This is a genomic window from Thermus sp., from assembly GCF_056332225.1.
On sequence record NZ_JBWGQW010000048.1, the window covers coordinates 1 to 10,886 of the forward strand.

Here is a 10,886-nt window from a genome sequence, read left to right on the forward strand (position 1 = left end):
GCTGAACCTCCGGGCGGGGCTTCGGGGCAGGCCGGTGAAGCTCCACGACCCTTACGAGGAAGAGGCCTAGCCCCCCTCCTGGTCCCGGGAGAGCTCGGGTAGAATCGCGCTGGGAGGTGGCTTGTGGAATACCGGATTGAGCGGGACACCATGGGCGAGGTGCGGGTGCCAGCAGACCGCTACTGGGGAGCCCAGACCCAGCGCTCCCTGGAGCACTTCCGTATCGGGGCCTGGCGCTTCCGGATGCCCCTCGAGGTCATCCGCGCCTACGGGATGCTGAAAAAGGCCGCCGCCAGAGCCAACCTGGAGCTCGGGGAGCTTCCCGAGGAGATCGCCAGGGCCATCCTCCAGGCGGCGGAGGAGGTGGTCCAGGGGAAGCTGGACGACCACTTCCCCCTGGTGGTCTTCCAGACCGGAAGCGGCACCCAGACCAACATGAACGTCAACGAGGTCATCGCCAACCGGGCCTCGGAGATCCTGGGGAAGCCCCTGGGGAGCAAGTACGTCCACCCCAACGACCACGTGAACCGGGGGCAGAGCTCCAACGACACCTTCCCCACCGCCATGTACGTGGCCGTGGCCCTGGCCCTAAACCAGAGGCTCTACCCGGCGGCGGAAGCCCTCATCCAGACCTTGGAGGAGAAGGCCCGGGCCTTTGACGAGATCGTGAAGATCGGGCGGACCCACCTGATGGACGCCGTGCCCATCACCCTGGGGCAGGAGATCGGCAGCTGGGCGGCCCAGCTCAGGAACACCCTCTCCATGGTGAAGGAGGCGGAAAAGGGCCTCTACCACCTCGCCATCGGGGGCACGGCGGTGGGCACGGGCCTAAACGCCCACCCCCGCTTCGGGGAGCTCGTGGCCAAGTACCTGGCGGAGGAAACCGGGCTTCCCTTTAGGGTGGCGGAAAACCGCTTCGCCGCCCTCGCCGCCCACGACGAGCTCGTCAACGTCATGGGGGCCCTCCGCACCCTGGCCGGGGCCCTGATGAAGGTGGGCAACGACGTCCGCTGGCTGGCCTCGGGGCCCTACGGGGGCATCGGGGAGATCTTCATCCCCGCCAACGAGCCGGGGTCTTCCATCATGCCGGGGAAGGTGAACCCCACCCAGGTGGAGGCCCTCACCATGGTGGTGGTCCGGGTCTTTGGCAACGACCACGCCGTGGCCTTCGCGGGAAGCCAGGGGAACTTCCAGCTCAACGTCTACAAGCCGGTGATGGCCGACGCCGCCCTGGAGTCCATCAAGCTCCTCGCCGAGGCCATGGAGTCCTTCAACGAGCACCTGGCCAAGGGGATTGAGCCCAACCTGGAGCGCATTCAGGAGCACCTGGAGAAGAACCCCATGCTGGCCACCGCCCTCAACAAGGCCATCGGCTACGACAAGGCGGCGGAGGTGGTGAAGAAGGCCCTCAAGGAGAAGAAGACCCTGAAGCAGGCCGCCCTGGAGCTCGGCTACCTCACGGAGGAGGAGTTTGAGCGCATCGTGGTGCCCCTGAAGCTCGCCAAGCCCCACGAGGAAGCCTAGGCGGCGCGGGGCTTTGTGAGAAAGGCCACCCCCCAAGGGGTGGCCTCTTTTATAGTGAGGGGCGGAGGTGAAGTATGCCGTACCCGTTCAAGCTTCCTGACCTAGGCTACCCTTACCAGGCCCTGGAGCCCCACATTGACGCCCAGACCATGGAGATCCACCACCAGAAGCACCACGGGGGCTACGTGAATAACCTCAACGCCGCCCTGGAAAAGCACCCCTACCTCCACGGGGCGGAGGTGGAGGTCCTCCTGCGCCACCTCGCCGCCCTCCCCGCCGACATCCAGGCCGCCGTGCGCAACAACGGGGGCGGCCACCTGAACCACAGCCTCTTCTGGAAGCTCCTCACCCCGGGAGGGGCCAAGGAGCCCGTGGGGGAGCTGAAGAAGGCCATTGACGAAGAGTTCGGGGGCTTCCAGGCCCTCAAGGAGAGGCTCACCCAGGCGGCCATGGGCCGCTTCGGCTCGGGCTGGGCCTGGCTGGTGAAGGACCCCTTCGGCAAGCTCCACGTCCTCTCCACCCCCAACCAGGACAACCCCGTGATGGAGGGCTTCACCCCCATCGTGGGCATTGACGTCTGGGAGCACGCCTACTACCTCAAGTACCAGAACCGCCGGGCCGACTACCTCCAGGCCATCTGGAACGTCCTCAACTGGGACGTGGCCGAGGAGTTCTTCAAAAAGGCCTAGCCATAGCGCAACCCAGGGCCCCTACGGGGGGGCGAGGAGCCGCCCCACCGCCCGCTCCAAGGCCAAGACCGCTTCCCTGAGGCGCCACGCCCCCCTATCCCGCACCCCGGCGGGGTTGGAGATGGCCCTAAGCTCCGCTCCTCTAACCCCCAAGGCCAGGCAGGCCCGGGCGAAGGCCGCCCCCTCCATGTTCTCCAAGGCGGCCCCCCACCTCCGGGCCAAGGCCCGGGCCTCCTCAGGGCCCTCCGAGACCAGGTCCCGGGTGAGGCCCACGGCCACCCTCAGGCCAAGCCTCTGGGCGAGGGCCCCGGTGAGGCCGGGGTCCAGGGGAAAGCGGTTGTAGTAGCGCCTTTCCCCAAGCTCCAAGGCGGGAAAGCCCAAGGGCTTCAGGCCCTCCTTCAGGCCGAGGTCGGCCTCCACCTCCTCCCCCACCAGGACCGCCTCCCCCAAGGGGGGCCCCCCGGGGTAGGCCCCGGCGAGGCCGAAGAGGAGGGCCCTTTCCACGGGGTTTCTCGCGGCGTAGGCCGCGAGGGCCATGGCGGCGTTCACCTTGCCGATCCCCGTTTCCAGATAGACGAACCCCTCCCCCTTAAGGCCCTTCCAGGCGAGGAAGGCGAAGGGTTCCCCCTGCAAAAAGGGGGCCTCGAGGCGGGTGGGGGAAAGGAGGAGCCACACTACTCCACCACCCTAAACCCCAGGGCCTCGGCCCGCTCCACGAAGAACTGGATGTTCTCCGCCTTCACCTCCCCCCCGAGGCTCTTCCGGTCAAAGGCCTCCTCCGCCGCCAGGATCATGGTCTCGGCCAGGCAGGCGGGGACCTGGTCCGGGGCCCCGAAGTGGAGGTCCAGGGTGGCCCGCGCCTCCCCGGGAAGCCGCACCACGCCCCCCGGGATCACCCGCACCCCCGGCACCTCCCGGACCGAGGGGTGCACGTCCGGGGGCACCCCCTCGTCGTAGATCCAGGCCCCGGGCTTCACGTGCTCGGGGTAGATCACCGGGGCGGGGTCGCTGGTGGCGGTGAAGACCAGGTCCGCCTCCCGGATGGCGGCGATCTCCGTGGTGGCCAGGATCTCGGGGACTTCCCCTTTCCTTTCCAGGTTCCTCCGGAGGCTTTCCGCCGCCCTTTCCAGGCGCTTTGGGTCCCGCCCCACCAGGACGAGCTTTCCCACGTAGGGGGCGATCTGGCGGGCGATGCCGAAGGCCACCACCCCGTTCGCCCCCACCACCGCCGCCGTGACCCCTTTGAGGTCCTTGCCGCTTTGGGCGAAGTGGGCGAGGATCCTGGGGATGGCCGCTTTAACGGTGCCTGCGGTGTAGGCCCCGCCATTGGTCACCTCAATGCCGGGCACGGCCTCCTGCACCCTTTTCCCCTTCTCCCCCACCACGCTCCAGAAGGCCCCGAGGCCCACCACCGTGGCCCCGAGCTCCTTGGCGAGCCGCGCCCCCTGGACGGCCCGCCGCACGGCGAGCTCGGGCTTGGCCTTGATCTGGTGGGGCAGGAGGGGGGCGGAGATGAGGTGGCAGAGGACCTCCCGCCCGTCCGCCGTCCTCACCCCCCGCACCTCCCCCACCTTCATGGGCCGGAAGCGCTCGGCGAGGCGCTCTATCCATTCCCGCTTGAGGAGGCCGAGGCGCACCAGGGGCCTGAGCCAGCGGAAGCGGGGGCTCTGCCAGAGGTCCTCCAGGGTCAGGGGGTGGATGAGGAAGGCGCAGACCACCTGCTTTCCTGAGGGAAGCGGCAGGGGCTCGCCGAGCCTGGGCTCGGTGCCCTCGAGGATCCGCCCCAGGTTCTCCTTGTAGCGCCAGAGGGCGAGGAGGAAGAGGGCAAGGGCGGAAAGCTTTTCCCCAAGGCCAAACCCCCCGAAGAGCGTCACCCCCAAAAGCCCCAGGGGAAGCCCCAAGGCGGCCAAGGAGGCGTAGCCGGTGAGGGCGTAGAGGGCGAGGCCCAGGGCCACGGGGACGAGGCCCAGGGCAGGCGGCAGGGGAAGGCCGGAAAGGATTCCGAGGAGGACCCCCGCCCCCTTGGCCCTTAAGGGCCAGGGGTCCCGGAGGAAAAGGGGGTAGAGGTGGCCTAGATATGCCGCCACCCCCAAGGCGAGGAGCCCGGCGAGGTCCAACCCCAAAGCCCGCCCCAGGAGAAGGGGCAGGTAGCCCTTGAGGAAGTCCAGGAGAAAGGAGAGGAGGAGGAGGCCCAGGCCCAGGCGCCTAAGGGCGCTTTCCAGGCCCAGGGTGTAGGGGCTCGCCGTGCGCAGGTCCACCCCGCGCCGCCTGGCGAGCCAGTGCCCGAGAGGCAGGGCCCCCACGAGGTAGGCGAGGGGAAGGAGAAGCGCCGTCATCGCAGGTAGTTTAGCCCGTACACCGTCCCCCCGGTGAGGAGGAGGACGAGGACCCCCGCCGCCACCACCCCCAAGGAGATGGCCAGGAGGGCGTAGCGCCGCCTAAGGCCCAGGACCACGGCCAAAACGCTTCCGCTCCAAGCCCCGGTGCCGGGAAGGGGGACGGCCACGAAAAGGAAGAGGCCCAAGGCCCCCAGGCGCTGGACCTGCTCCTCTCCCCTAAGCCGGACCCGGGCCTCGAGGGCCTGCCAGGCCCGCGCCAGGAGAGGGACGCGGGTGGCGAGGTCCAGAACCCAGGGAAGGAGGGCCAAGGCGAGGGGGGCCACCAGCAGGTTTCCCAGGAGGGCCAGGGAAAAGGCCTCCCAGAGGGAAAGCCCCAGGGCCACCCCCAGGGGAATGGCCCCCCTGAGCTCCGCCACCGGGAGGACCGCCACCAGGAGGACGTAAAGTTGCGGCGGGATCGGGTTCATCTTCATCGGAAAGGGCGCCGGAGCCTGGCCCGGCGCCCCCTCCCCGGCCCTTAGGCCCGGGCCGCCTTGGCCCTCGCTACCAGCTCGGCGAAAGCCTGGGGCTCCCGCACCGCGAGGTCCGCCAGGTTCTTCCGGTCCACCTCAATCCCCGCCTTCTTCAGCCCGTGGATGAAGGTGGAGTAGCTCATCCCGTGCTGGCGGCAGGCGGCGTTGATGCGCACGATCCAGAGCCTGCGGAAGTCCCGCTTCTTCCGCTTGCGGTGGGCGTAGGCGTAGTTGCCCGCGGCGAAGAGGGTTTCCCGGGCCTTGCGGAAGCTCTTGGAGCGGAGGCCCCAGTACCCCTTGGCCAGCTTCAGGATCTTCTTGTGCTTCCTGCGGCGGACAAATCCGGTCTTGGCGCGCGGCATCCTCTACCTCCTCACTCGTAAGGGAGGAGAAGCTTGATCCGCTCCGCCTCCGGCTTGGCCAGGACGAACTTCCGCCCCTTCTGGCGGATCTCCTTCCCGGACTTCTGCCAGTTGAGGTGCCGCTTCCCCGTCTTCATGGCCACCACCTTGCCCGAAGCGGTGATCTTGACCCGCTTCTTGGCGCCCTTGTGGGTCTTCATCTTCGGCATAAGCCTCCTCCGCTTTGGGAAGCGCCCCCGAAGGGGTCTTGGGTGCTCCCCAAAGCCCTCCCACTATACCAGAGGGGGCTTCCTCGGTCTAGGCCGACACCTTGGCCGGGGCCAGGAGCATGTTCATGTCCCGGCCGAGGATCTCGGGCTTCATCTCCACCACTGCCATCCCCTTGAGGTCCTCGGCCACCCGCTCTAGAAGCCTCTCCCCGAGCTCGGGGTGGGCCATCTCCCGCCCCCGGAACATGATGGTCACCTTGACCTTGTGGCCCTCCTCCAGAAAGCGCTTGATATGGCCCAGCTTGGTCCGATAGTCGTGCTCGTCAATCTTCACCCGGAACTTGATGGACTTGACCTCGGTGCGCTTGGCCTTCTTCCGGGCCTCCTTCTCCGCCACCTGCTGCTCGTAGCGCCACTTGGAGTAGTCCATGATGCGGGCCACGGGCGGATCGGCGGTGGGGCCCACCAGGACCAGGTCCAGGTCCTGCTCCTGGGCGAGCCGAAGGGCCTCCCGGGTGTCCATGATGCCGAGCTGCTGTCCATCGGGGCCGATGACCCTTACCTGTTTGGCGCGTATGCGTTCGTTCGTCAGGTACTCCTTTATCTACACCACCTCCTAGCCCGCCAAGCCCTTTCGCCGAAGTTTGCGGGCTAAGGGGAGTGTAGCAGGAAAAGGCCCTCGGCTACAATGGGGGCATGGTCCAGGTGGAAAGAGGCCGCGTGGCCACGATCTTCCTCAACGACCCCGAGCGGCGCAACCCCCTCTCCCCGGGAATGGTGGAAGGGCTCCTAAAGGCCTTAGACGCGCTGGAGGAAGACCCCGAGGTGCGGGCGGTGGTCCTCACGGGAAGGGGCAAGGCCTTCAGCGCCGGGGCGGACCTCGCCTTTCTGGAAAGGGTCACGGAGCTCGGCGCCGAGGAGAACTACCGCCACTCCCTTTCCCTCATGCGCCTCTTCCACCGCCTCTACACCTACCCCAAGCCCACGGTGGCCGCGGTGAACGGAGTGGCGGTGGCCGGGGGGGCGGGGCTCGCCACCGCCTGCGACCTGGTGGTCATGGACCGAGAAGCCCAAATCGGCTACACCGAGGTGAAGATCGGCTTCGTGGCCGCCTTGGTCTCGGTGATCCTCTCCCGGGCCGTGGGGGAGAAGGCCGCCAAGGACCTCCTCCTCACGGGAAGGCTCGTGGGGGCGGAGGAGGCCAAGGCCCTGGGCCTCGTGAACCGCGTGGCCCCTCCGGGGAGGGCCCTGGAGGAGGCGGTGGCCCTGGCGGAGGAGGTGGCGAAGAACGCCCCCACCTCCCTTCGCCTCACCAAGGAGCTCCTCCTCGCCCTGCCGGGGATGGGCCTCGAGGACGGCTTCCGCCTAGCCGCCCTCGCCAACGCCTGGGTGCGGGAGACCGGGGACCTGAAGGAGGGCATCCGGGCCTTCTTTGAGAAACGGCCGCCCAAGTTCTAGACTCTCCTTATGGGCCTCGTCCCCGAGTGCTTCATCACCGAGATCGTGGAGCGGGACCTCAAGGAGGGAAAGTACCCCAAGCTCCTCACCCGCTTCCCCCCGGAGCCCAACGGCTACCTCCACATCGGCCACGCCCGGAGCATCGTCTTAAACTTCGGCCTGGCCCAGGACTACGGCGGGGAGTGCAACCTGCGCTTTGACGACACCAACCCCGAGACCGAGAAGGAGGAGTACGCCCGGGCCATTGAGGAGGACGTGCGCTGGCTCGGCTTCACCCCGAGCCGGGTCCTCTACGCCTCGGACTACTTTGAGACCATGTACCAATGCGCCCTGGCCCTCATCCAGGAGGGCAAGGCCTACGTGGACGACCTCCCCGAGGAGGAGATGAGCGCCTTAAGGGCCGAGGGGAAACCAAGCCCCTACCGGGAACGGAGCGTGGAGGAGAACCTGGAGCTCTTTGAGAGGATGCGCCGGGGGGAGTTCCCCACGGGAAGCCGGGTCCTTAGGGCCAAGATTGACCCCGCCCACCCCAACTTCAAGCTCCGCGACCCCGTGCTCTACCGCATCGTCCACGCCCCCCACTACCACGCCGGGGACCGGTGGGTGGTCTACCCCATGTACGACTTCGCCCACCCCCTGGAGGACTTCATTGAGGGGGTCACCCACTCCCTCTGCACCCTGGAGTTTGAGAACAACCGGGCGGTCTACGACTGGGTCATTGAAAACCTCAAGGGGAAGTGCGGCCTGCCCACCTCCCCCAGACCCCACCAGTACGAGTTCGCCCGGCTGGACCTAAGCCACACCGTGCTCTCCAAGAGGAAGCTCATCAAGCTGGTGGAAGGGGGGTATGTGTGGGGCTGGGACGACCCCAGGCTTCCTACCCTAAGGGCCTTGAGGCGGAGGGGGGTGCGGCCCGAGGCCATCGTGGAGTTCGTGCGCAAGACGGGGATCTCCCGCAACGAGGCCCAGATAGCCATGGACCTCTTTGAGGAGGTGGTGCGGGACGACCTGAACCCCATCGCCCCCCGGGTCTTAGGCGTGGTGGACCCCTTGAAGGTGGTCCTCACCAACTACGAGGGGGAGGAGTGGCTTCAGGCCCCCTACTGGCCCCGGGACATCCCCAAGGAGGGAAGCCGCCCCCTCCCCTTCTCCCCGGAGCTCTATATTGAGCGCACGGACTTTAGCCTTCACCCCCCCAAGGGCTGGAAGCGCCTCGCCCCGGGGCAGAGGGTGCGCCTCCGGCACGCCTACGTGGTGGAGCTCGAGGACGTGGTGGAAGAAGGGGGCGAGGTGAAGCTCCTCAAGGTAAGGATCGTCCCCGGCACCTTAGGGGCGAACCCCGAGGACGGGGTCAGGCCCAAGGGGGTGATCCACTGGGTCTCGGCCCGCCACGCCCTCCCCGTGGAGTTTAGGCTCTACGGCCGCCTCTTCCGCACCCCTGACCCCGAGGAGGGCGGGGACTTCCTGCAAAACCTCAACCCCGAGGCCCTTTTGGTGAAGCGGGGCTTCCTTGAGCCCAGCGTGGCCAAGGACCCCGAGGACACCCGCTACCAGCTGGAGCGCCTCGGCTACTTCTGGCGGGACCCGGTGGACTCTAGGCCCGAGGCCCTGGTGATGAACCGCATCGTGCCCCTGAAGGAGGGGTACCGGGCCTAAAGCCCTACGCTCACGCCCAAGGCCCCGCCCAGGCCGAAGGCCCGGACCGGGGCCAGGTAGTAGACGGGATGGAGCTCCAGGTAGACCCCGAGGAGGGGCAGGGGAAGGTTGAGCCAGGTGCCCAACACCGCCCGCACGCCCCCTTGCCCCGCCCCGTCCCGGGGAAAGGAGAGGGCCCGCCTGGTGCCGTAGAAGCCCCCCAGGCCCAGGTAGAGGTCCGTGAGGGGGACCTTGAAGAGGAGGTCCGCCCCGCCCCCCAGGGCCTCGAGGCCCGCCCCCCCGTAGGCCCGCCCGTCCAAAAGGAGGGGGACGAGGGGGAAGCGCACCCCGGCCTGAAGCCCGAAGGGGCTGCCCGCGCTGAACTCGGCCCGCTGGGCCACGCCGAAGGCCAAGACCAGGAAAAGCGCCGCCCAAACCCTACGCACGCCGCACCTCCTTGAGAAGGTCCTCCACCTTGGCCACCTGCGCCCGGTGGGTCCCGGGCCGATAGTCCACCATCACCGCTTCCACGCGAAGCATCCTGAGGGCCCTCAAGAAAGCCTCCTTCAGGGCCCAGCCCTCCAAGGCGCTCACCCGCATCCCCAGGTGGGGGTGGTGGGCCAGGAAGGCCTCGGCCAGCTCCCGGCTCGTCCAGATCCCGGAAAGCCTCTCCCCCAAGGCCTCCACCACCAGGTGCTCCCCGGGCTCCCCCTCCAGCACGTACCAGGTCCCGGAAAGGTCGGGCGCCACCCGCTCATAATACCCTCGTGCGCCTGGACCGGTACCTGGTGGAGAGGGGCCTCGCGGAAAGCCGGGAGAAGGCCAAGCGCCTGATCCAGGAGGGCAGGGTGCGGGTGGGAGGAAGGGTGGTAAAGAAGCCCGCCCACCCCGTGCCCCAAGACGCCCCCGTGGAGCTTCTCGCGGAGGAGCGCTACGTGGGCCGGGGGGCCTACAAACTCCTCGGGGCCCTGGAGGCCTTTCCCGTGGAGCCCAGGGGAAAGCTCTGCGCCGACCTCGGGGCGGGCACCGGGGGGTTCACGCAGGTGCTCCTGGAGGGAGGGGCGAGGCGGGTCTACGCCGTGGACGTGGGGCGGGGCCAGCTCCACCCCCGCCTCCGGGAAGACCCCCGGGTGGTGGCCCTGGAGGAACAGGACGCCCGCACCCTGGTCCTGCCCGAGCCCGTGGACCTGGTGGTGATGGACGTCGCCTTCATCTCCTCCACCCTCCTCCTTCCCAAGGTGCTGGAGCTCCTAAGGCCAAAAGGGGAGGCCCTGGTCCTGGTCAAGCCCCAGTTTGAGCTCGGGCCCAAAGCCCACAAGGGGGTGGTGCGGGAGGAGGCCAAGCGGCAAGAGGCCCTGAGGCGGGTGCGGGAAAAGGCCAGGGAGCTTGGCTTCCAGGTCCTGGGGGAAAGGCAAAGCCCCCTCCCGGGGAAGGAGGGGAACCTGGAGTACTGGCTTTGGCTCAGGCGCCCTTGAGCCACTCCTCGGCGATCTGCACGGCGTTTAAGGCGGCCCCCTTCAGGAGCTGGTCCCCCACCACGAAGAAGTCCAGGCCGTTCTCAAAGGCGAGGCTTTTCCGGATCCTTCCCACCTCCACGTCCCACTTGCCGCTCGCGGTGAGGGGCATGGGGTAGCGCTTGGCCTCGGGCTCGTCCACCACCTCCACCCCCGGGGCCTCCCTCAGGACCTCCCGGGCCGCCTCCGGGGTCACGGGGCGGGCGAACTCCACGCTCACCGCCTCGGCGTGGGCCCTTAGGGTGGGCACCCGCACCGCCGTGGCGCCGATCCTGATGGAGTCGTCCCCGAAGATCTTGTGGGTCTCCCAGACCACCTTCATCTCCTCGCGGGTGTAGCCGTTCTCCTGGAAGGCGTCTATGTGGGGGATGACGTTGAAGGGGAGGGGGTGGGCGAAGGCCTCCGCCTTGGGGGCTTCCCCGTGGAGGAAGCGGTGGGTCTCCCGGAGGAGCTCCTCCATGGCCTTGGCCCCGGCGCCTGAAGCCGCCTGGTAGGTGGCCACCACGACCCGCTTGGCGCGGAAGGCCCGGTGCAGGGGCCAAAGGGCCATGGCCAGGATGGCGGTGGTGCAGTTGGGGTTGGCGATGATCCCCCGGTGCTGGAAGATCTTTTCCCGATTCACCTCGGGGACCACCAGGGGCACC

Annotated in this window: 14 protein-coding genes; 5 read left to right on the plus strand and 9 right to left on the minus strand. The window is 68.2% G+C overall.

The annotated features are described in order from the left end of the window. Positions 1–123: 123 nt before the first annotated feature. Positions 124–1,524, plus strand: a complete 1,401-nt coding sequence (gene fumC, locus AC01Y6_RS08240) for a class II fumarate hydratase (protein WP_476671074.1) — start codon at positions 124–126, stop codon at positions 1,522–1,524. A gap of 74 nt (positions 1,525–1,598) precedes the next feature. Then, entirely contained in the window at positions 1,599–2,213 is a 615-nt protein-coding gene (locus AC01Y6_RS08245) for a superoxide dismutase (RefSeq protein WP_476671076.1), read from the plus strand. Between the two features lie 21 nt (positions 2,214–2,234). Here AC01Y6_RS08245 and mqnB read toward each other — a convergent pair whose 3' ends face one another. From mqnB to infC, 6 genes are all read right to left on the minus strand, one after another. Next, positions 2,235–2,888 carry a futalosine hydrolase gene (gene mqnB / locus AC01Y6_RS08250; RefSeq protein ID WP_476671077.1) on the minus strand — a complete coding sequence of 218 codons (654 nt, stop codon included), beginning with the start codon at positions 2,886–2,888 and terminating at the stop codon, positions 2,235–2,237. Further along, positions 2,888–4,549: a glycerol-3-phosphate acyltransferase gene (locus AC01Y6_RS08255; protein ID WP_476671078.1), complete on the minus strand. Its 1,662-nt coding sequence runs from the start codon at positions 4,547–4,549 to the stop codon at positions 2,888–2,890. The genes mqnB and AC01Y6_RS08255 overlap by 1 nt, the downstream gene beginning before the upstream one ends. Beyond that, positions 4,546–5,019, minus strand: a complete 474-nt coding sequence (locus AC01Y6_RS08260; protein WP_428715205.1) for a COG2426 family protein — start codon at positions 5,017–5,019, stop codon at positions 4,546–4,548. Before AC01Y6_RS08260 ends, AC01Y6_RS08255 begins: the two co-directional genes overlap by 4 nt. A gap of 50 nt (positions 5,020–5,069) precedes the next feature. Continuing rightward, entirely contained in the window at positions 5,070–5,426 is a 357-nt protein-coding gene (gene rplT / locus AC01Y6_RS08265; RefSeq protein ID WP_428715204.1) for a 50S ribosomal protein L20, read from the minus strand. An 11-nt stretch (positions 5,427–5,437) separates the two neighbouring features. Further along, entirely contained in the window at positions 5,438–5,635 is a 198-nt protein-coding gene (gene rpmI / locus AC01Y6_RS08270) for a 50S ribosomal protein L35 (RefSeq protein WP_011172638.1), read from the minus strand. 88 nt (positions 5,636–5,723) lie between these two features. After that, positions 5,724–6,239, minus strand: coding sequence for a translation initiation factor IF-3 (infC, locus tag AC01Y6_RS08275; protein WP_347240993.1), 516 nt, complete (start codon positions 6,237–6,239; stop codon positions 5,724–5,726). Positions 6,240–6,331: 92 nt separating this feature from the next. On the opposite strand from infC, the gene AC01Y6_RS08280 reads away from it, so the two are divergent. Together AC01Y6_RS08280 and AC01Y6_RS08285 are read left to right on the plus strand one after the other, a co-directional pair. Beyond that, entirely contained in the window at positions 6,332–7,093 is a 762-nt protein-coding gene (locus tag AC01Y6_RS08280; protein WP_476671079.1) for an enoyl-CoA hydratase/isomerase family protein, read from the plus strand. A 9-nt stretch (positions 7,094–7,102) separates the two neighbouring features. Then, on the plus strand, positions 7,103–8,749 hold the full coding sequence (locus tag AC01Y6_RS08285; RefSeq protein ID WP_476671081.1) for a glutamine--tRNA ligase/YqeY domain fusion protein: 1,647 nt from the start codon (positions 7,103–7,105) through the stop codon (positions 8,747–8,749). Here AC01Y6_RS08285 and AC01Y6_RS08290 read toward each other — a convergent pair. Further along, positions 8,746–9,174 (minus strand): hypothetical protein, encoded by a 429-nt coding sequence (locus tag AC01Y6_RS08290; RefSeq protein ID WP_347240979.1) that lies wholly within the window; start codon positions 9,172–9,174, stop codon positions 8,746–8,748. The two genes, AC01Y6_RS08285 and AC01Y6_RS08290, sit on opposite strands and share 4 nt — an antisense overlap. After that, on the minus strand, positions 9,167–9,478 hold the full coding sequence (locus AC01Y6_RS08295; RefSeq protein WP_476671084.1) for a DUF3234 domain-containing protein: 312 nt from the start codon (positions 9,476–9,478) through the stop codon (positions 9,167–9,169). Before AC01Y6_RS08295 ends, AC01Y6_RS08290 begins: the two co-directional genes overlap by 8 nt. A 17-nt stretch (positions 9,479–9,495) precedes the next feature. Here AC01Y6_RS08295 and AC01Y6_RS08300 point away from each other — a divergent pair, with 17 nt between their 5' ends. After that, the gene (locus AC01Y6_RS08300) at positions 9,496–10,203 is read left to right on the plus strand and encodes a TlyA family RNA methyltransferase (protein WP_428721145.1); all 708 of its coding nucleotides are present in this window, start codon (positions 9,496–9,498) and stop codon (positions 10,201–10,203) included. Here the strand turns inward: AC01Y6_RS08300 and AC01Y6_RS08305 are convergent. Continuing rightward, a partial coding sequence (locus AC01Y6_RS08305; RefSeq protein ID WP_476671086.1) for an aspartate-semialdehyde dehydrogenase occupies positions 10,190–10,886 on the minus strand: 697 nt, incomplete at its 5' end. The two genes, AC01Y6_RS08300 and AC01Y6_RS08305, sit on opposite strands and share 14 nt — an antisense overlap.